This is a genomic window from Pedobacter sp. G11 (assembly GCF_003860265.1).
GTDB lineage: Bacteria > Bacteroidota > Bacteroidia > Sphingobacteriales > Sphingobacteriaceae > Pedobacter > Pedobacter agri.
In genome coordinates this window covers 5,049,911-5,072,469 of sequence record NZ_CP034190.1, presented here as the reverse complement: position 1 = coordinate 5,072,469, position 22,559 = coordinate 5,049,911, and the positions used below count along the sequence as shown (strand labels likewise).

The 22,559-nt window shown below is 38.9% G+C and carries 13 protein-coding genes and 2 rRNA genes; 3 read left to right on the top strand and 12 right to left on the bottom strand.

What is annotated here, in order from left to right; translation table 11 throughout:
* Positions 1–166: 166 nt before the first annotated feature.
* The 3 genes from EA772_RS21930 (at position 167) to EA772_RS21920 (ending at position 4,602) form a co-directional block, all read left to right on the top strand.
* Positions 167–3,043: ribosomal RNA gene (locus EA772_RS21930) — 23S ribosomal RNA — on the top strand.
* A gap of 129 nt (positions 3,044–3,172) precedes the next feature.
* Positions 3,173–3,284: ribosomal RNA gene (gene rrf, locus EA772_RS21925) — 5S ribosomal RNA — on the top strand.
* Between the two features lie 337 nt (positions 3,285–3,621).
* Positions 3,622–4,602, top strand: a complete 981-nt coding sequence (locus EA772_RS21920; RefSeq protein ID WP_116167399.1) for an acyl-ACP desaturase — start codon at positions 3,622–3,624, stop codon at positions 4,600–4,602.
* Positions 4,603–4,676: 74 nt separating this feature from the next.
* On the opposite strand, the gene EA772_RS21915 is transcribed toward EA772_RS21920, so the two are convergent.
* The 12 genes from EA772_RS21915 to pyrR all read right to left on the bottom strand — a co-directional run bounded on the left by EA772_RS21915 (position 4,677) and on the right by pyrR (position 22,551).
* A complete protein-coding gene (locus EA772_RS21915) occupies positions 4,677–8,048 on the bottom strand; it encodes a methylmalonyl-CoA mutase family protein (RefSeq protein WP_124914941.1) in 3,372 nt (1,123 codons plus the stop codon).
* A gap of 158 nt (positions 8,049–8,206) precedes the next feature.
* Positions 8,207–9,862: an alkaline phosphatase PafA gene (pafA, locus tag EA772_RS21910; protein ID WP_124914940.1), complete on the bottom strand. Its 1,656-nt coding sequence runs from the start codon at positions 9,860–9,862 to the stop codon at positions 8,207–8,209.
* 69 nt (positions 9,863–9,931) lie between these two features.
* Positions 9,932–11,221: a folylpolyglutamate synthase/dihydrofolate synthase family protein gene (locus EA772_RS21905; protein WP_124915114.1), complete on the bottom strand. Its 1,290-nt coding sequence runs from the start codon at positions 11,219–11,221 to the stop codon at positions 9,932–9,934.
* A 148-nt stretch (positions 11,222–11,369) separates the two neighbouring features.
* Positions 11,370–12,209: an energy transducer TonB gene (locus tag EA772_RS21900; RefSeq protein WP_124914939.1), complete on the bottom strand. Its 840-nt coding sequence runs from the start codon at positions 12,207–12,209 to the stop codon at positions 11,370–11,372.
* Complete coding sequence (locus tag EA772_RS21895; protein ID WP_010602390.1) at positions 12,209–12,610, bottom strand: biopolymer transporter ExbD; 402 nt, start codon at positions 12,608–12,610, stop codon at positions 12,209–12,211. The genes EA772_RS21900 and EA772_RS21895 overlap by 1 nt, the downstream gene beginning before the upstream one ends.
* Entirely contained in the window at positions 12,610–13,314 is a 705-nt protein-coding gene (locus EA772_RS21890) for a MotA/TolQ/ExbB proton channel family protein (protein ID WP_010602389.1), read from the bottom strand. The genes EA772_RS21895 and EA772_RS21890 overlap by 1 nt, the downstream gene beginning before the upstream one ends.
* Positions 13,314–14,783, bottom strand: a complete 1,470-nt coding sequence (locus tag EA772_RS21885) for an SPOR domain-containing protein (protein ID WP_124914938.1) — start codon at positions 14,781–14,783, stop codon at positions 13,314–13,316. Before EA772_RS21885 ends, EA772_RS21890 begins: the two co-directional genes overlap by 1 nt.
* 281 nt (positions 14,784–15,064) lie before the next feature.
* Positions 15,065–15,799, bottom strand: a complete 735-nt coding sequence (locus tag EA772_RS21880; protein WP_124914937.1) for an NUDIX domain-containing protein — start codon at positions 15,797–15,799, stop codon at positions 15,065–15,067.
* A gap of 192 nt (positions 15,800–15,991) precedes the next feature.
* On the bottom strand, positions 15,992–17,671 hold the full coding sequence (locus EA772_RS21875; protein ID WP_246834012.1) for a TonB-dependent receptor: 1,680 nt from the start codon (positions 17,669–17,671) through the stop codon (positions 15,992–15,994).
* A gap of 22 nt (positions 17,672–17,693) precedes the next feature.
* On the bottom strand, positions 17,694–20,717 hold the full coding sequence (locus EA772_RS21870; RefSeq protein WP_124914935.1) for a tetratricopeptide repeat protein: 3,024 nt from the start codon (positions 20,715–20,717) through the stop codon (positions 17,694–17,696).
* A 351-nt stretch (positions 20,718–21,068) separates the two neighbouring features.
* Entirely contained in the window at positions 21,069–21,998 is a 930-nt protein-coding gene (locus tag EA772_RS21865; protein ID WP_109932580.1) for an aspartate carbamoyltransferase catalytic subunit, read from the bottom strand.
* A 7-nt stretch (positions 21,999–22,005) separates the two neighbouring features.
* Positions 22,006–22,551 carry a bifunctional pyr operon transcriptional regulator/uracil phosphoribosyltransferase PyrR gene (gene pyrR, locus EA772_RS21860; RefSeq protein ID WP_010600216.1) on the bottom strand — a complete coding sequence of 182 codons (546 nt, stop codon included), beginning with the start codon at positions 22,549–22,551 and terminating at the stop codon, positions 22,006–22,008.
* Positions 22,552–22,559 lie beyond the last annotated feature (8 nt).

Sequence of the window (22,559 nt, the reverse complement as noted above, 5' to 3'; positions counted from 1 at the left end):
TAAAGTTCTTTGACATATTGGAAGAAGTTAAAAAAGAAGAGCAAACAACAATAGGCGACTGTTGTGTTTGTGCTCACCATTCAGATGAGTAATCAGATGACTGGTATGAGACATCATAACAAGAGCAAAAAAAGCATACCATATGGCGCAAAAGGCATATGAGTAGAAGAAAGTAATAAAGAGTACACGGGGGATGCCTTGGCTCTCAGAGGCGATGAAGGACGTGATAAGCTGCGATAAGCTTCGGGTATTTGCAAATAGGAATTGATCCGAAGATTTCCGAATGGGGCAACCCGGCTGGTTGAAGACCAGTCACATATAATGAGCAAACCTGCCGAACTGAAACATCTAAGTAAGCAGAGGAAGAGAAAATAACAATGATTTCCTGAGTAGTGGCGAGCGAAAGGGAAAGAGCCCAAACCATCCATGTTACGGCATAGGTGGGGTTGTAGGACTGCAACGTGGCATTAGCAAACAGAAGTGGAACGGGATGGGAAGCCCGGCGATACAAGGTGATAGCCCTGTACACGTATAGAATGCTAGTCTAGCAGTATCCTGAGTACCGCGAGGTCGGAGACGCCTTGTGGGAATCTGCCGGCACCATCCGGTAAGGCTAAATACTCCTGAGAGACCGATAGTGAACCAGTACCGTGAGGGAAAGGTGAAAAGAACCCCGAACAGGGGAGTGAAATAGAACCTGAAACCGTGTACTTACAAGCGGTCGGAGCTGGCAGGTCCAGTGACGGCGTGCCTTTTGCATAATGAGCCTACGAGTTACTCCTCTCTGGCAAGGTTAAGTGTTTAAGGCACGGATCCGAAGCGAAAGCGAGTCTGAATAGGGCGTATAGTCAGAGGGGGTAGACGCGAAACCTTGTGATCTACCCATGGACAGGTTGAAGGTGCGGTAACACGTACTGGAGGACCGAACCGATAAACGTTGAAAAGTTTCCGGATGATCTGTGGGTAGGGGTGAAAGGCTAATCAAACTGGGAAATAGCTCGTACTCCCCGAAATGTTTTTAGGAACAGCGTGGATATTAAGTTTCATAGAGGTAGAGCTACTGATTGGGTGCGGGGGAGTCAAATCCTACCAAATCCAGACAAACTCCGAATGCTATGAAATATGATCTGCAGTGAGGCGCAGGGTGCTAAGGTCATGCGCCGAGAGGGAAAGAACCCAGACCATCAGCTAAGGTCCCCAAGTTACAGTTAAGTTGAACTAACGAGGTCCGATTGCACAGACAGCTAGGATGTTGGCTTGGAAGCAGCCATTCATTTAAAGAGTGCGTAACAGCTCACTAGTCGAGCGATCGGGCATGGATAATAAACGGGCATTAAATTGTACACCGAAGCTATGGGATTGAAATATATCGGTAGGGGAGCATTCTATCGGCAGTGAAGGTATCTGGTAATGGGTGCTGGAGCTTATAGAAAAGCAAATGTAGGCATAAGTAACGATAAGGCGGGAGAGAAACCCGCCCACCGAAAGGATAAGGTTTCCTGATCAACGCTAATCGGATCAGGGTTAGTCGGGACCTAAGGAGAACCCGAAGGGGAAATTCGATGGACAACTGGTTAATATTCCAGTACTTTTTATAACTGCGATGTGGGGACGGAGTAGTGACACTGCCGCGATCTGACGGAATAGATCGTTAAAGGCTGTAGGTATTAGAACGGTAGGCAAATCCGCCGATCTAGCTGAACGCTGATAGTACCGCGAGGCTTCGGCTGAGTGGATAGTGCAGGTAATCAGACTTCCAAGAAAAACCGCTAAGCTTCAGGTTATAAAAACCCGTACCGCAAACCGACACAGGTATCCGGGAAGAGGATTCTAAGGTGCTCGAGTGAATCATGGCTAAGGAACTCGGCAAAATGGCCCTGTAACTTCGGGAGAAGGGGCGCTGGCAGCAATGTCAGCCGCAGTGAAAAGGCCCAGGCGACTGTTTAACAAAAACACATGGCTTTGCAAAATCGAAAGATGAAGTATAAGGCCTGACACCTGCCCGGTGCTGGAAGGTTAAGAGGGGATGTCATCCGCAAGGAGAAGCATTGAATCGAAGCCCCAGTAAACGGCGGCCGTAACTATAACGGTCCTAAGGTAGCGAAATTCCTTGTCGGGTAAGTTCCGACCTGCACGAATGGTGTAACGATCTGGGCGCTGTCTCAGCCATGAGCTCGGTGAAATTGTGGTCCCGGTGAAGACGCCGGGTACCCGCAACGGGACGGAAAGACCCCATGCACCTTCACTACAATTTAACATTGACATTGGGCACAGGATGTGTAGGATAGGTGGGAGGCTTTGAAGCGGCGTCGCTAGGCGTCGTGGAGCCAACGTTGAAATACCACCCTTTCTGTGTTCGGTGTCTAATCCCGCCAAGCGGGAGACATTGTTTGATGGGTAGTTTGACTGGGGTGGTCGCCTCCAAAAAGGTAACGGAGGCTTTCAAAGGTAAGCTCAGTACGCTTGGTAACCGTACGCGGAGTGCAATAGCATAAGCTTGCTTGACTGTGAGACATACAGGTCGATCAGGGTCGAAAGACGGATATAGTGATCCGGTGGTTCTGCATGGAAGGGCCATCGCTCAAAGGATAAAAGGTACGCTGGGGATAACAGGCTGATCTCCCCCAAGAGCTCATATCGACGGGGAGGTTTGGCACCTCGATGTCGGCTCGTCACATCCTGGGGCTGGAGAAGGTCCCAAGGGTTCGGCTGTTCGCCGATTAAAGTGGCACGCGAGCTGGGTTCAGAACGTCGCGAGACAGTTCGGTCCCTATCTGTTGTGGGCGTAGGAATTTTGAGTGGGGCTGACCTTAGTACGAGAGGACCGGGTTGGACTAGCCTCTAGTGAATCTGTTGTTCCGCCAGGGGCATTGCAGAGTAGCTACGCTGGGAATAGATAAGCGCTGAAAGCATCTAAGTGCGAAACTAGCCACGAGATGAGAATTCCATATAGGACCGTAGAAGACTACTACGTTGATAGGCTACAGATGTAAAGCTGGCGACAGCACAGTCGAGTAGTACTAATCATCCGAAGCTTTCAAAGCAAACAGACTGTTGTTTGTTCTTCAAAACTTAACTTCTTTCAATAATATGTCATGTTGAAGTTTAAAGTAAAAAGTATAAAGTCAAAAGGCTTACAACTTAGAACTTATAACTTACAACTTTAAAATATTTAGGTGCCTATATCGGTGGTGTCCACCTCTTCCCATTCCGAACAGAGAAGTTAAGCCCACCAGAGCCGATGGTACTGCGGTAACACGTGGGAGAGTAGGTCGGTGCCAAATCTTAAAGAAGCCCTGTAACTCAAAGTTGCAGGGCTTTCTTGTTTATAAACTTTCCCCATCTCGATTCATTACAAACGCTGCCACCTAAACCTGATGGTACGGAAATCCTTTTTGGAGTACAAACATTCGCGTACTAGTAATTTCCCCAAAAAGATTGGAGGGACAGCAGGACTGGAACTAAATATTCAGCACTGCTGGGGCTTTACAAATACTTATCATTTCGAAAGAATTATGTTTTAGATCATTTTCGAAACTGATTCTATGCAAAACTGTTAATAACATGAGGTTTGCGATAATATTTGGTTATCTTTGGCCTAACAATATATAAATACAAATAATGAGTTTTTTCGCAGATAAAAGAAGGGAAGTAATGGTGCATATTGAAAAATATATGCTGGAGATGATGGATACCTATCTTAAACCGATTGATACCAACTGGCAACCTTCAGATTTTTTACCTGATTCTACAAGTGAAAACTTTTATCAAGATATTAGAATTTTAAGGGAAAATGCAAAAGATCTTTCCTATGATTTAGTTGCAGTTTTGATTGGCGATACGATTACAGAAGAGGCACTTCCAACTTATGAATCGTGGTTGGCTATGGTTCAGGGTCCAAGTATGAAAGAAGATGGTGGCTGGATGAAATGGAACCGTCATTGGACTGCTGAAGAGAATCGTCATGGTGATTTATTAAACAAATATTTATATTTATCTGGTCGCGTAGATATGCGCCAGATGGAGATTTCTACACAATATTTAATTGCTGATGGTTTCGATATTGGTACCGGACACGATCCTTATAGAAATTTTATTTACACTTCATTTCAGGAGTTAGCTACAAATATTTCGCATAGAAGAGTTGCTTCACTTGCAAAAAAAGATGGCGATACCTTATTATCGAGAATGTGTGGTACTATTGCATCTGATGAAGCCAGACATGCTAAAGCGTACAAGGATTTCATGAATCGCATTTTTGAGGTAGATCCTAACGAAGCGATGATTGCATTTGAAGATATGATGCGTCAAAAGATTGTTATGCCGGCTCATTTCTTGCGTGAAGTAGGATTAAAGATCGGTCAGACTTTTGGACATTTTACAGATGCAGCACAACGTTTAGGCGTTTACACTGCTGTTGATTACGTTGAGATCATGCAATCATTAATTGAAGATTGGAAGATTGAGGGAATGCGTGATTTGAACGAAACTGGTGAAAAAGCCCGTGACTACATTATGGCTTTGCCTGCTCGTTTATTGCGTGTTGCTGAAAGGATGAAAAATCCAACAATGGATTATAAGTTTACCTGGATTGCAGGATAATTTCTTGTATTTATTATAAAAAAAAGGTTCTTTTCAAATCGGAAAGAACCTTTTTTTATGTATTAATATTTCAGTTACATGTTTCTTCGGTATTGGCCACCAACTTCATATAATGCATTGCTGATTTGACCAAGTGAGCAAGCTTTGCAAACTTGCATTAACTGTTCGAAAATATTATCTCCTGCTATAGCCGACTTTTGTAGTTGTTTTAATAAATCAGCTGATTTATCATTGTTTCTATCCTGAAACTTTTTTAAAGCGGAAATTTGATATTGTTTTTCTTCTTCGGTTGCCCTAATCACTTCTCCGGGAACAATTGTAGGAGAACCATTTTTATTTAGAAAAGTATTTACACCAACAATTGGATATTCTCCGGTATGTTTTAATGTTTCATAATACAAACTTTCTTCCTGAATTTTTCCGCGTTGGTACATGGTTTCCATTGCCCCAAGTACGCCACCACGGTCGTTAATCCTTTTGAATTCTTGCAGCACTGCATTTTCAACCAGGTCAGTTAATTCTTCAATAATGAAAGCACCTTGTAGTGGATTTTCATTTTTGGCTAATCCTAATTCCCGGTTAATAATTAGTTGAATGGCCATTGCTCTTCTCACCGATTCTTCGGTAGGCGTAGTGATGGCTTCATCGTAAGCATTGGTATGAAGTGAATTACAATTGTCGTAAATTGCATATAGCGCCTGAAGCGTGGTGCGGATATCGTTAAAATCAATTTCCTGAGCATGCAACGATCTGCCCGAAGTTTGAATATGATATTTTAATTTTTGTGAACGATCATTTCCTTTGTACTTATTTTTAATTGCTTTTGCCCAGATTCTTCGTGCAACCCGACCAATTACGGCATATTCAGGATCTATTCCATTAGAGAAAAAGAAGGAAAGGTTAGGTGCAAAATCATCAATATGCATGCCTCTACTCAAATAGTATTCTACAAAGGTAAATCCGTTGCTTAGGGTAAAGGCCAATTGTGAAATCGGATTTGCACCAGCCTCGGCAATGTGATATCCTGAAATAGACACAGAATAGAAATTCCGGACTTTTTCATCGATAAAATATTTTTGAATATCGCCCATCATCCTTAATGCAAATTCTGTAGAAAAGATACAGGTATTTTGTGCCTGATCTTCTTTCAAAATATCTGCCTGAACCGTTCCTCTAACTGAGCTTATTGCTTTTGCTTTAATTTGAGCATAAATATCAGCTGGTAAAACTTCATCACCCGTAACCCCTAAAAGCATTAAGCCCAAACCATTATTGCCCTCCGGAAGATTTCCATCATAAGAAGGTCTTTCTATGTTTTTTGCTTTGTAGATGGTTTCGATCTTTCTATTTACTTCATCCTCCAAACCACTCTCAATGATATATTTTTCACATTGCTGATCAATTGCGGCATTCATGAAAAACCCTAAAAGCATTGGAGCAGGCCCGTTAATGGTCATGGAAACTGATGTTGAAGGTGCACATAAATCAAACCCTGAATATAGTTTCTTCGCATCATCCAATGTTGCAATGCTGACACCAGAATTTCCAATTTTTCCATAAATGTCAGGGCGAATGTGCGGATCTTCACCATAAAGTGTTACCGAGTCAAAGGCTGTAGACAACCTGTGTGCTGGTTGTCCTAAAGATACGTAGTGGAAACGTTTATTAGTTCGCTCCGGACCACCTTCTCCGGCAAACATGCGGGTTGGATCTTCACCATCTCGCTTGAGCGGAAAAACACCTGCAGCATATGGAAATTCTCCAGGCAGGTTTTCAGTAAGTAACCATCTTAGAATATCTCCCCAGTCTTCATAACGTGGCAATGAAACTTTTGGAATATTCAATTTTGAGAGTGATTCGTAAAAAAGTGGCTGTTTGATTTCCTTATCGCGTACGCTATAAATGAAAAATTCTTCTTTATATGCTTTTTTGGTTTCAGGCCATTGACGAAGCAGGCGTTTGCATTCTCCATCTAATTGCTCTTCGAAGAACGAATAGGCATCTTTTAATCCATTGCCCAATCCTAATGATTGATTTTCTTCAGCCAAATCTAACACACCTTTCAACTGATACATTTTTCTTGCTATTGAGGTTTGTTTATCAACCCATTCATTATAGGTTTGGCTAGACTCAGCAATTTCTGCAAGATATCGGATTCGATCTGGTGGAATAATATAAATCTTTTCTGATTGATCGGAGGTCAATTCCATTTTGGCTTTGAAATCGGTTCCAGTTTTTAATTTTATTTGTTCCATTAAGGCAACAAATAAATTGTTCATCCCAGGATCATTAAATTGAGATGCCATAGTTCCATAAACTGGAATGTCATCATCTTTGGCGTCGAAGATATTGTGATTGCGTTTATATTGTTTCCTCACATCACGCAGGGCATCCAAAGCACCTCTTTTATCAAATTTATTTATCGCTACCAGGTCTGCAAAATCGAGCATGTCTATTTTTTCGAGCTGTGTAGCTGCACCAAACTCCGGAGTCATTACATATAGAGAAACATCGCAATGTTCTGTGATTTCGGTATCCGACTGGCCAATTCCAGACGTTTCGACAATAATTAAGTCGTAGCCTGCTGCTTTACAGATATCGATACTTTCCTGAACATTTTTAGATAAGGCCAGATTAGCCTGACGGGTAGCGAGCGAACGCATATACACCCGTGGATTATTGATGGCGTTCATTCTAATCCTGTCGCCTAATAATGCTCCACCCGTTTTCCTCTTTGAGGGATCGACGGAAATAATGGCAAGCGTCTTATCTTTAACTTCTATTAAAAATCTGCGCACCAGTTCGTCAACCAGTGATGATTTTCCGGCGCCGCCAGTTCCCGTAATTCCTAAAATAGGTGCCTGATTGTTTTGTGATAATTTTTTTAGCTCATTCACAAAAGTCTGGGCACCTTCCGGATCATTTTCTGCCACAGTTATTGCTCCGGCGATTGCTTTTACTTGTTTATTGGGGATGGTTTGTAATTCATTGGTGATTTCGGTTTTAGTCACAAAATCTGTTTTAATTAACATATCGTTAATCATGCCTTGCAAACCCATTTTGCGGCCATCATCTGGAGAATAGATTTTGGAGATACCGTAAGCTTCCAACTCCTCAATTTCTGTTGGAAGAATTACACCACCGCCACCTGCGAAAATTTTGATGTGTCCAGAACCACGTTCCTGCAAAAGATCGAACATATATTTGAAATATTCGATGTGACCACCTTGATAAGAGGTCATGGCAATTCCCTGCACATCTTCTTGTATAGCACAATTTACCACCTCATCAACGGAGCGGTTATGGCCAAGGTGAATAACCTCTGCACCTGAAGATTGCAGAATGCGACGCATGATATTTATGGTCGCGTCATGCCCATCAAACAGCGCCGCTGCAGTGACAAAACGAATTTTATTTTTTGGCTTATATATTTCTACTTGCTGCATACTATAGGATTTATGACATCACAAAATGAAATTCTGTAATGCTTGTTCCGAATATATTTGGTTCAACAAATGTAGCAAATAGTTGTAATTTGAGGCTTTTATAATGGTATTGATACTGTTTATAAACAAGAAAGCCACCTTTTTGAGGTGGCTTAATTTTATTTGTTGGTGATTTCAGTGATGGGTTCTCCAACAGTACCATTTGGCATTTGAATATGCAGTAATGCAGCAAGGGTTGGCGCAATATCTGTCATGTAATGTGTTTTATTTGTTGCACCGGGTTTAATTCCCCAGCCCATAAACACCAATGGAATATGTGCATCGTATGGATTCCAGTTGCCATGAGTTGTACCTGTACTGCTTCCATTAAACCAGTTCGGATTTAAAATGTAATATAAATCGCCACTTCTACGGGCGTTGTAACCGTTAGTAATCATTCTTTTCTGCACTTCAGGCAAGGTAGCTAGAGAGACGCGGGAAATATCAACTACATTTGCAAATCCATCAAATCTTTTCAAAAAATCGATTGAAGCTGCTTTGATCACATCGAAACTTACACTTCCGTTATCGGTTTTATCATGATCAAAATGAATTTGATTATTCATCGATTTCAGCACTACATTGTTCACTTTGAATTTCTCATTTAGAAAAGCGTTCAATTTAAAAACAATGTCTCTATCACTCACAACACCTGCCGGAAGCTTATTCTCTTTCATAAAACCAGGAACATGGGCAACTGCGTGATCTGCACTTAGAAATATAGTGTAATTTCCTTTACCTACTTTCTTATCTAAATAATTGAAGAAATCTTCAAAATCTTTGTCTAAACGTAAATATGTATCTTCAAGCTCTACTGAGTTTGGTCCATAAGCGTGGCCCACATAATCGGTTGATGAACAGCTCACTGCAAGAAAATCAGTGATGTTATCCTGTCCTAAATCTTCTGATAAAATTGCAAGTTTAGCTAAATCTAAAGTAAGGGTATTACCATAAGGTGTGCTTCTAATGGCATCAAAATTTTTATCAATATTTTGAGCCAAAAGATGAGGGAATGTACTGTTTTTACCCTCATAAGCTTTTTCATCAGCTGTGCTGCTGGTGTAGGTATTAATTGGATACAATGTTTCCCAATTTTTAGCATAAAACTTATTTGCAAGCTTCATTTTATTATAATCAGCAATCCACATCGGAACCTCATTCATGTAATAAGTGCTTGTAATCCAGTTGCCAGTGCTGCCCTGGTACCAATAAGCAGCATTTGCCGCATGGCCGGCAGGAAGAATGGAACCTCTATCTTTCAACGAAATCCCTATCACTTTTCCTTTGAAGTTTGTCGCCAGTCTTAACTCATCAGTGATAGTTGTAGTCAGCATGTTTTTTGGCGACATATTACCTTCTGAAGACGGGCTGCTTCCAACGGTTACCACCGTGGAATCTTCTGTACAGTAAACATTTTTTTTCGATTCTGAATCGTACCAGTCATTGCCTATAATTCCATGAACGGCAGGAACTGAACCCGTGTAAATGGTAGTATGGCCAACAGCTGTATAAGTTGGCGTATATGGAATCAGCGTATTTTCTACAGAAAAGCCTTCATTTATTAATCTTTTGAATCCACCGTTGCCATAGCGATTGTAAAAGCGGTAAAGGTAATCCCAACGCATCTGATCGACAACAAGGCCGACCACGAGTTTCGGGCGAGCGACTTCTGCGGGAAATGCTTTTACCGGAGCAGTGGTTTTTTTAGTTTGAGCGTTTGCAATAGAGATGGAAAATAGAGATAGGGAAAAGAGTAAATAAGATATTTTCTTCATTCTGTTTTTAGTTAAAGGACTAAAGTAACAATTTTTAAATGAAGATATTTTGAAGATTATGTAAAGATTTTATATCGCTTCTGCTACAACAAATGTACTGCCACCAATAAAAATTAGATCGTTTTCCTTGGCTAGTTTCATCGCGTTTTCTTTAGCATCAACTACTGATGGATAAGATTTTCCATATAGCTTAAATGCTTTCGCTTGATTTTTTAGCTCGTTAGCATCTAACGCTCTTTCTAAATCTGGTTTGCAAAAATAATAGGTCGCATTTTTGGGCATCATGGAAAGTACTTTTGAAATATCTTTATCTTTCACCATCCCAAAAACAATGTGTAGCTTTTCAAATGGAGTTTGTGCTATATTTTTAATTACTTCTGCAATGCCCGCTTCATTGTGTCCTGTATCACAAATTACTAAAGGGTTCTTGCTTAATGTTTGCCAGCGGCCCTGCAAGCCAGTCAATTTTTTTACTTGCTTCAGGCCAGCATAGATACTATCGTTAGAAACCTGAAATGTTTTTGTTGTATTTAATACGGCTATTGATTGCAATACTGTTAAAATATTTTTGTGTTGGTACGTGCCAGTGAGATCGCAAATTAGATTTTCATATTTAATTTGATCATCCTGGTAAACTGCTAAAGACAGTTTTGCATTTCTGATTTTGAAGTTTTGTGCTGTTAAGATCGCATCGGCAAATAAGATAGGGGCATTCATCTCTTTAGCTTTAGCAGTAAAGACGGAAGCAGACTTTACCTGTGTTTCACCAATTACTACGGGCGTATTTTTTTTAATAATCCCCGCTTTTTCGCCAGCAATTTCTTCCAGAGTATTACCCAACATATTGGTATGATCCATACTGATATTGGTAATTACCGAAAGTTCTGGATGAATGATATTTGTAGAATCCAGTCGGCCGCCTAAGCCAACCTCAATAATGGCAACATCAACCTGATGTTTGGCAAAGTGATCAAATGCCATTGCAACGGTGACTTCGAAAAACGAAGGCTCAACCTTATCAATTAGTTTTTCTTGATTTTTAACAAAAGAAATGACCTCGTTTTTACTGATCATTTTTCCATTGATGCGGATGCGTTCGCGAAAATCTTTTAAGTGAGGCGAAGTATATAGACCTGTTTTGTAGCCTTGCGCTTGCAAAATAGCAGCAAGCATATGTGAAGTTGAACCTTTTCCATTGGTACCTGCGACATGGATGGTTTTAAATTTTTGTTGAGGATTATCTAACGCTTCACAAAATATGATCGTATTGGTTAAGTCTTTTTTGAAAGCTGAAGCGCCAACCCTGGTAAACATGGGCAGTTTGCTGTATAAATAATCAAGCGTTTGCTGGTAGTTCATCATTATAAGCCAAATATAAGCTGAATTTGCGATTACGAAATGAACTTTGGGAAGATTTTAAAGGTTAGACCTTGTATCAATGATATTATTTAGAAAACAAAAAAGCACAGGTGGTTAGCCTGTGCTTTAATAATATCTCCAAATGTTTTTAATTCACCCTGAAGCGGAAAATCACGATCCCTGTTTGAACATCAGGCGCTGATTCCAATTTATTTAAACTCGCACCTAAAACCGCTTGCTCACATTTTTTCCAAAGTGCTAAATCAGATAGGGTAGTTCCTTTAGCTCCGGCACGGGCTTCTACTACTTTTCCATTTTTATCTACACGTATTTGTACTGCTATTTTACCGGCGCTTTGACCATCATCCTGAATACGAGGGATGTCGATAAATTTTCTGCTTGCCAGCGATAGTTGGACATTTCCGTTTCCAGAACCACCTTCACCATAGTTAGAAGCCAATGGGTCTCCATCTCTATCTCCTTGATTTCCAGGTTTGTTTCCTGTTCCATCGCCCTGACCCTGACCAGTATTCTTTTTACCCTTGTAGAGCGCATTTTGATTGATCACCGGTTTAGAAGGTTTATCTTCGGTTGCAGGAGTAGGTGCAGTTGTAGTTGCCTTTGTTGGTTTTGTATTTACTGCAATAGCCTCTTCCGTGTTTTGCGTTTGCACTTCTTTATCACTATTTTCACTTGTGGAAGTAGGCGTAACCTTTTCTTCCGGCGTTACTTTATCAGGCGCTTTTCCATTTGCATTCGGATCAGCAGATGGTTCTTCAATACTGGTATAATCATCTCCCATCCCTTCGGCTGAGGTTCCATAGTTAACCACCATGCCACCCATACCCACTTCTTCAGGTGGCTGGAAAGAACCAATTACAATAAAAAAGCTAATTAACAACAGAAAACCCATTATCCCTGTAGAGATGGCAATAGCCTTCGGGTAATTGTTTTCTTCGTTATTTATATTTTGTGCTTTGTAGTTCATTATTTCTTAGGCTCAACAGCTACAACAAGTTTCAGTTTTAACTTATTTGCGATATCATTTACCACAAAACCATCCTGGTAAGTTACATTACGTGACACATATAAGAGGATAGTCATGTCTGGTGCTAATTTCTGATAAGCTTCTAAAGTTGGCTGTAATTCTTCGATGGTCACCGGTTTTTTATCAACGAAATATTTTAAATTTTCGTCTATCGTAACGGTGACTGCTTTTTTGGCGGTAGATTGTTGTCCGCTAGATGATTGGGGCAATAAAAGCTTAACCACAGTAGGATTAACTACCGCCGATGCCAATAGAAAAAACAGCATCAGGAAGAACATAATATCGTTCAACGCTGAAGTATGTACTTCTACTGACCCTTTTGTTCTTTTGCGTAAGTTCATTATTTACCTGGTTCCTCTAATAAGTCAATAAAATCAATTGCATCTGTTTCCATTTTAAGGATGATTTTTTCTACCATGATGTTTAGGATATGGTAAAGAACATATGCAATAATACCAATAATTAATCCTGTAGCTGAAGTAATCATTTTGGTATATAAACCACCGGAAATGGTTCCGATTTCAATGGCACCTTTAATGGATACCTGGTGGAAGATGGTAATTACCCCAACAATAGTACCTACGAAACCCAACATTGGCGCAATACCGGCAACAATTCCTAAAATACTAATGTTTTTCTCTAATTTGGAAACCTCCAGTTTACCAACATTTTCTATGGCTCCCTCAATCTCTTTAATTGGGCGGCCAATGCGTTTTAAACCTTTTTGCAACATGCGGCTCAATGGCGAATTATTGTTTCTTAGTTGAGACATTGCCCCATCTAAATTTCCCGATTGAATATACGATCTGATTTGCCCCATTAAGTTAGACTCATCTTTAGTGGCCTTTTTGATGGTCAAATAACGCTCCACAAAAATAATTAATGCTAAAAAGGCTAAGAATGCCAATGGAATCATTACCCATCCGCCTTTAAAAAGTAAATCGATGAAATGCAGTTCCGGCTCTGGCTGAGTTAATGCTTGGTTAACCGCATTTGCTGTGTCTTGAAGTGCTTGTGTGGTGTCCTGAATTAATAAAGTTATCATTATGGTTGTGTGTTGTTTTTTATTTCTTTAACGTAAAACCCTTCTCCTTTTAATTTTTTCTGAAGGATATCTTTTTGTTTGGTCGCTTCATCTTTAGTAGGGAAGCTGGCAATACTTACTTTTTTTCTTTTGCCTTCCATTTTTGCAATAGTTGCATTAAGACCAATCTTTTTCACTTTAGCAATGTATCGTTGTGCGGCGGCTTCTGTTTCATAAGATACAGCAATAACATGAAACATCGTTTTCTCTGGAGAAACTACAGGCGTTTGCTTAGTATTAACGCTGGTTTTGGCTTTTGCAGTATCCTTTTTCATTACACCTACCTGATTTGCCTTCAATATGCTATCAGTTTTGGCTATAGAATCCTGTTTTATTTTTGTGGTATCAACTCCATTTTTAGGTGAATCAACCACAGGAACCAGAACCGGTGTGGTAGTTGCCGTTTGGCGATTGAACAAATCAGGCTTAATAAAATAAATGATTACACCAATCAGCAGCAGCGCAAAAATTGCAATAAGAATTTTCGGCCAAACCGATTTCTCTTCCTCCTGATCAGTTTGGTTAATTATTGGGTCATGACCGAAACGGTTAGGATGTTCTGCATGTTGCTCCTTAATAAAGCTTGGTGCTTCTATAACAGTTTCTTCCTTTGGTGTTTCTTCTTCCAGGTTGATATAGGTTTTAGGCACTTCTGATTCAGGAGTATGTCCGAATCTTTCCGGATTTTCCTCATGTTGCTCAACTACTGCTTCCGGAACCGGAACGTTATCCTTGTGCAAAGCCCTTACAGCTTCTTCATCTTCTGGCGTGTGGCCAAAACGGTTAGGATGCGTTGCATGCTGTTCTTTTATGAACTCAGGAACATCATGTTCTTCAGCCTGCTTTTCTGTATGTTTTAAAGTGTTTTTTAAATCATCGTTAACTTCATCCAGCTCAATGTTTTCAATAATGGGATGGATGTGTGCTGTTGCCTTTGGTTCAGTCGGTGATAAAGGAGCTTCGGCAATCTCATCATAAATTTCATCATCTTCATCTTTTGGCGCTGGTTCGCTTTCTTCTGCCGATGCTTCAGCTAAAGGAGGAAGACCATAAAATTCAGAACCATAATTGATGTTTTTAGCTGCTTCGAAACTTAAGCCCTCATGTTCAGTAAAGAATAACCTACCAATATTTTCCAAATCAGCCTCATGCTCTTCTTCGAGTTTTTGTTTTACTTCACCAACAAATTGTGAAATGTAGTAATCGGCACTTTCTACAGAAATGTTTCTTTGAGCTGAAATATAATCTGCCAGTGATTGATCAAGCTTTACATCCGAAGAGAAGTTTAGGGTATAACTCGGTGGCAGAAATGATTGTTTTTCCTTATCATAACGGCCAGGCGATTTCTTTTTATAGAAAGTCCCTAAGCCAGAAATACCAACTTCCTTACGTTGTTGCAAGAGTTCTAAAAGGTATGATAAGATGTTCATCCGGTAAAATTAAGCGTTTAAAGTTAAAAAAATATATTCTACCGTTAAATAGTGTTTTGAGCGGCAATTAAGCATTTCTGCCTGAAGGGAGATGTTATAATAAGATTTGGTTGTTTTTTTAATCATGCAAATTATAATGTTTCGAAAGATATTTTGCTCATCCTTTCAAAGATAACGGTTACAAAGATAGAAATGGTATGTTATGAACCAAATGGCAATATTTTATGATGATTGAATTTAAGTAAAAGTTAGAATAGCAATAATATACAATAACCCAATGGCTACCAATTTAAACCTTTTAATGCTTGTTCATAATTCTCTTTATCGAATTTATAAAGATGTGGCGCTTTGTGAGCACCGCCTTTTCGAGGCTCATCAAGCTTAGTTAGAATGTTGTATCGCATTATTTTGCGATAGAAATTACCACGATTTAGTTTTTGGCCCAATATTGTTTCATATAGTGATTGAAGTTCTGGCATTGTAAAATGTTCGGGAAGCAAGTTGTATCCAATAGGTTTATAACTGATGTGTTCCCGCAAAGCAGCCAATGCTTTCATAATAATTGACTGATGATCCATCGCCATTTTTGGTAAATGATTTACAGAAACCCATTCGCAGCTGTCTGAAAAAGTATCGATAACAGGTGTTACATCACTTTGATTAACCAGGGCATAATAGCCAATGGTAATAAAACGTTGTTTATGCCACAAATGATCAGGATAATCTTTAAAATAATCTTCCGATCGGTTTAAATCACCAAAGACACCAAAGTTATTTAGGAAAATTTTATCAGCTCCGCTGCGTTCAAACAGGATTCTTTGTGCAGCATCATCAATAGATTCATTTTTATTGATGTAGCCACCGGGCAAAATCCAGTGGTCATCATTTTTTATTTTTAACAGCAATACATTTAAACTCGCATTTTTAAAACCAAATACAACACTATCTATTGAAACATGTGGCAATGATGATTTCCACATTTCGGCACTTGCATCTTGAATCTCTTGAATGATCATTGGCGTTTCCTATGTTTTTTGAGAATACTAAATTAATGATTTGTTTTACTTAGCTAAACCATAAGTAGTAGTTTGCTCAGAAACATTTAAATCGTCGCTTTGCGATCTCAATTATCAATCTGTGTTAAACCAAAAAGCCTTCAAATTTTGAAGGCCTTTTGGTTTAAATATTATTGGGTTGAAGTTTTTTGATTAAAACGAATAAGTTAATCCTCCAAAAATGTTGAACCCATTCACCTGATAATATAAATATCTGCTGTAGTTCGAGTTTAAGATATTGTTAGCCTTTGCAAATACCGAAAATTTATTATTTATTCTATAATCTGCACCAACACCTAAATCAACAAAACCTTTAACGGTAACAATAGATTCAATACCTGGATTTGGAATTAAGTATTGCAACGGATTTATGGGTTGCTGAACATTTACTTTTGCTTTTACATCATCCTGAATAACAACGCCAGCGTTAAAACTCAATTTTTTATTGTAGGTGTAAACGAAATTCGAATTCACTTTTAATCCAGGTTTAAACCAAGAGTAGGTTTCTGATGCAGGTTTCCAATCATCAATGTTTAGCTTTCCTGTCCATTTTAATGCATCGCTCACCTGAATCGAAATTTCGCCTTCTAAGCCCGTTAACTTTGTTTTACCGAAATCGTAAATCACGTCAAACTTATTAAAATCATCAAAATTGTTGATGAACAAAGGCATATCATCAAACTGCTTCATGTAAAAACGAGCTTTGTAGCCAAAACCTGGCCCGCCGGTACCTTTAATACCTGCACTGATGCTTAGTTTTTCAACGGTATTTTTTACCAGGATGTTGCTGTTTAACCAAGGATTTTCATCTGTAAAGATCTTCATCGAGTTTCTGTTTACATCTCCCTTAACTTCTCCAAAAACCTGTAAATAATCTGGAACTAAAGTGAAATCTGCTGTTACCGATGGGAATAATTTTGAGCTGCTGTAAGCGCCGAATTCCTGAACGAAGTTAATTCCAGCGGTAACTTTTGCACCTTTAACCTGTAAACGGATGTAAGGATTTAAACGCAATAAATTATTGCCCACACTGGTTAGCGCATCTTTCGTATTGCCAAATTCAGTTGAGGCAGCTAATCCTAGATTAAATGAACTAATGCGTTTGTTTAAATAACCGTTTAAGCTTAAATAACTCTCTTTGGCGCTAAATTTATCATTCCAAAGGTATCCGTTTGCTTTAACCGCATAACTTAAAGCGTCTTCATCTTCGGTAAAATTTTTAACCAATTCTCCTTCAAGTTCAATAAGCGAAAATGCCTGTTTCTGAGGATCAGGATTTAAGGCTGGATTAGCGTTGTCAATCCCGTAAAAATAGGTTCCATTGCGCTCCAAATTGATGCGTCCGCTAACCGTGTTTTCTTCTAAAATACTTCTCCCAAAAACACTTAATTGTTGGTTGCTGCTGTTTTGTTTGTTCAGCTTTCCTTCCTGACTAAAGTGCTTAATGTAGCCACCTAGCTGAAGACCTTCATCTTTGCCGGTGTTGAAATAAGCCTCACCTAATAAAGTTGATAACGAACCAAATGCACCTTTCACATAATTATTAACCAAGATACTTGCTTTCTCTTCTGCCAGAGCTTGTGCCTGCAATTTCTGAATATCGCTGTTCAGCTCCAGTTTTCGATCAGTTATACTATAATTTAATTTTGCTTTATAAGTTTTCACGTCATCCAAATTCGGACTTCTTCTCAGTTTTACTGCTTCTGCTAAAATAGGTTTGTATGGGCGAACAACTTCAATTTCCTCGTTTACTACCGTTTTTTCTTCTGGCTTTTTATCCTGCGCCTGAGCAGTCATTAATCCAGCAGCTAAAAAAAACAGTGAACTATACATATATTTAATCGACTTCATAATTCTACTTCTTCTGGTTTAGTTTTTCTAGTTTTTCTTTGGCTGTCGGGATGATATCGTCCTTGCCTTCGTAATTATCAATTATGCTTAGAAGTGTACTTTTTGCTTGTAAATTATCTTTCAAAGCAACGTAGTTGTCAGATAAGAGAATAAATGCTTTCGCAACCCAATAATCATGAGAAGCCATATTATTTACAATATCAAAGCATGTTTTAGTTGATGTTTTGAAATCACCCTTGTTATACTCCACTAAAGCCAGATTGTACTTGGCCTCTGCTGCAGCAGCAGTTTTGGTTTTAGCAACAACATTTTTAAATTCTTTAACCGCTGTTGTTGTATCTCCTTTTAACAAATAAGCTTTACCCGCAAATAAACCTGAACTGTTTTTTTCTTCTTCAGATGCTTTTTCTGATTCTTTGGTTAACTGCGCATATTTCAACATGTCGTCAGGCATGTTAAGCGCCGTATAAGCTTTGAGTAAATTATTGATGGCAAAACTATAGTGTGATTTATAATCGGTAGTAGTCTCCAATCGTTTCAAATAAACAATTGCCTCGTTATATTTTTTCTGATTCAGGAATAACTGTGATATACTCACCAATGAACGTTCTGTATAATCGCTGGTCCAGTCATTTAAAATGAATTCATAATCAGGAATGGCCTCATCAGGGCGACCAAGTTTTACCAACGATTCTGCTCTGATAAATTTCGCTTCCTTCTCATGGTTTGCTTTAGGGAACTTATCGAAATAAGCATTTACAGCCTGAAAAGCGCCGTTTGCATCACCTTTTAAATAGAGGTTATTTGCAGCTGAGAAAACGATGTTGTCTTGCTCATTGCTTGAGTAATTTCCAAGTGGCGTAGTGTTCGCGTAAGCGATAAAGCCATTGGCATCACCTCTGTCTACATAAATATTTTTGATGGATTCCATCGCCTGTTTAGCTTCGTCAGCGGTCGGATAATCGCGAATTACTTTTTTAAACGATTCTAAAGCAGCATCATCCTGATCCTGATTGTATTGAACCAAACCAATGGTAACCAGAGCCTTAGGGACATAACTACTGCGTGGATATTTTGCCACTAAATCAACCAAATCGGATTTAGATTTATCGAAATCACCTTTGTTGAAGTAGGTGTAAGCCGTTTCGAAACCCGCATCATCCGCATAATTTGAGTTAGGGAATGCCTTAAGTAAGCTTTGCATGGTGGCAATTTTGGCATCGTACTGCGTTTCTAAACCCTGGATCATACCTTTTTGAAAAGTTGCATAGTCTTCAGAAGTGGTATGTCTGGCAATGATCTTATTATAATTGGCCATGGCATTTCCGTAAGTTTTATTTACGAAATACGAATCGGCTAAACGGATGGTGGCATCATCGATCGTTTTTTGATCTTTATCATTTCCATTTAAAAACTTCTCGAAGTAGTTTGCTGCCTTGCTGTATTTTTCATCCTCAAAAGCAGCGTAAGCTAGCGCATAGTTGGCAAAATTATAAACACCGGTTTTATCTGCATCTGGCATTTTAAGGAACTTCTCAAAAGTAGAAACGGCTTCACCGTATTTGCGCAATTCATACATTGCTTCCCCTTTCCAATAGGTATTTAAAGCATGAATCTCATTATCTTCCGGGAATTTATCTGAACGTAGAAACATGGATAAAGCATTCGGAAACGCTCTTTCATTATAAAATTCCAAACCGCGGAAATAAGTTACTTTTTGATAAGCTTCTCTTGCTTCCAAGGTTTTATCAGGGATAGGTTCCAAAATATCAACTGCTGCCTGATAATTTTTGGTGGTTAAAAGTACTTCGCCCAGTAAAGTTTTAGCTTCATTAATTTTACGTGATTTCGGGAAAGCTTTCAAAAATCCCTGAGTAGCTTCCAAAGCTTGTTGGTGGAAATCCAACTCATAGCTTAATTTAGCATAACTTAACCAGGCTTCTTCCTGAATTGCTTTGTCGAAGTCTAGACGCGAAGCCCTAAAAAATGCACTTTGCGCTTTTTGTTTGTTACCTAACTGAATAAATGCTTTACCCAAGGTGTGCATACCATTCTGCAGGTAAACATCATCATTGTTCAGCTTTTCTAAAACAGCAACAGATTCTTTGTATTTTTTATTCTGAAATAAAGAGTAACCGTATTGATAAATAAATAAGTTGTTTTTGGTTTCACTTTTATCTTTTGCGTAAAATTCAGCGAAATATTTTTCTGCGTTTTTAAATTCTGATTTTGCAAAGTAAGAAGCTGCAACCAAACTCAACATTTCCGGCTCGAACTGCTGTTTCGTTTTTTGTATGGATGCTAAAGCATAGCTGATTACATCATCGTAACGTTCATCTAAATAATACATCGAGGTGATGTAGTATGGATAACTCGCCTCGTAGGTAGGAGAACCTTTTAATTTTTCAAAATTTGCAAGTGCAGTTTTGTATTCTTTGTTTAGATAATTGATGTATGCAAAATAATAGGTTGCACTTTCCTGAAAATCACCTTCTTCCTTTTTTACCTTTTCAAATAAAGGTTCTGCCTTTTCATAATCTTGCATTTCAAAGTAAGCATAGCCTTGCTTAAATTGATACTCGTTACGTTGTTTGCCAGAAAGGGTAGAAGGGTCAGTTTTTTCAAACCATTCTAAAGCTTTTTTGTAGTTTTTCTGATTAAAATATGTCTTTCCAACGTAGAAATAAGCCAGTTTGGTATTCGGATTTAAAGGATAGTCGCGGATAAACGCCTGAAACAAACTCTCAGCATCGCTATTGGTAAGTTCCAACGCACAAACCGCTGCATAAAATTTGGCATTTTCTTTTAATAAAGATAACTCTGCATTGCTCTCTGTTTGGGTAGAGGGTTTGTAACGCAGCTGCTCTACAAGTTTGAATTGCTGTGCTGCCGCGGTATATTTTTCTTTATCTAATAATTCTAAACCCGTTTGATAGTTTTTATTGAGGTTTTGCACCGCACTTATTTGTGCATAGGTGCCAAAACTTCCTGCCAAAAGTAGCGGAATTAAAAAGTATTTTTTCTTCATTATGATATCTTTTTTCAATGGCAATGAAAGCTATCTTGTTCTAAACATTTAGTTTCAGATCAATGATGGTTTGCATCGGTTTCAAATATGGTTGGTACTAAATTATAAATAGTATCATGGTTTATCAACAGAAGTAATTAACATCTGTTAATAACACAAATAAACGAAGGGTTTATTAAATTGGTATTGGAGAAGTTAGATTGTGGAAAAAAACAGTTCTAAACTGTTTATTGGTTCATTAGCTCATTCGCAGTTGACAGGTTTAGGAATGCAGTTTGGAGTAAACAATTTACAGTTAGCCGTTTTCAATGAACCAATGCCCAATGAAATCAATTACTGATAAGCCAACGGCTATCCCTGGCTTGCCAGCAAATAAAGCACTGCCATTCTTACGGCAACACCGTTTTCAACTTGCTCTAAAATGATTGATTGTTTACTGTCTGCTACATCGCTGGTAATTTCGACACCACGATTAATCGGACCTGGATGCATGACAATAATTTCTTTATCAAGATTATCAAGAATTTGTTTGTTTAAACCATACATCATGGCATATTCCCTTAACGAAGGAAAGTACTTAATATCCTGGCGCTCTAGCTGGATTCGAAGCATATTGGCCACATCGCACCAGTTTAGGGCTTTAATTAAATTATGTTCTACTTTAACACCCAGTTGATGGATGTGTTTTGGTATTAGGGTTGTGGGGCCGCAAACCATAACTTCCGCTCCCAAACGTTGCAAGCAAAGGATATTGGAAATGGCTACTCTCGAGTGCAAAATGTCACCAACAATTACTACTTTCTTCCCGGCTACATCACCTAATTTCTGGCGGATCGAAAAGGCGTCAAGCAGAGCCTGAGTAGGGTGTTCGTGTGCGCCATCACCTGCATTTACGATTTGCGCCTTTACGTGTTTACTCAAAAACTGACCAGCGCCTGCATACGGATGTCGCATTACCACCATATCCACTTTCATGGATAGGATGTTGTTTACTGTATCAATTAAGGTTTCACCTTTGCTTACCGACGATGAAGATGCAGCAAAATTAACCACATCGGCAGAAAGCCGTTTCTCTGCTAACTCGAAAGATAGTTTAGTTCTGGTAGAGTTCTCGAAAAAAATATTGGCAATGGTAATATCACGAAGTGAAGGAACCTTTTTAATTGGGCGGTTAATTACTTCTTTAAAATTATCTGCAGTTTCGAAAATCAATTCGATATCATTCCGGTTAATATCTTTGATGCCTAAAAGATGTCGGGTTGATAATTTGTCTGCTGCCATTTTTATATTATAATTTTTCGGATAATAAAATCACTTTGTCTTCACTTCCTTCACTTGCCCAGGTAACTTTTACCTGTTGTGAATTTAAACTGTCTACCTGATGACCAATATAATCTGGTTCAATTGGTAAATGCCTGCTAAATCTTCGGTCAATTAATACCAATAATTCAACTTTCTCCGGTCGGCCATAAGCCAACAAGGCGTCAAGCGCTGCCCTTATGGTTCTTCCTGTCCAAAGTACATCGTCTATTAAGATCACTTTTTTCCCTTCGATGATGAAATCGATAGAATTGCTACTTGCAGTTACCAGGCCATCTTTGCGTCGAAAATCATCTCTAAAAAAAGTAATATCAAGGTTTCCCTTTAAAATTTTCTTGTTTTTTAAGATGGTTTCGAGTTCCTGATGAATACGATCGGCCAAAAAAATGCCTCGTGGCTGGATGCCAATTAAAACGGTATTTGCGAAATCGTCGTGGTTTTCAATTAACTGATGGCAAAGCCTCTTAATTGTAATCTGAATTTTTTGTCCGTCAAGAAGTGTTTTCTTTTGCATTGAAGAAG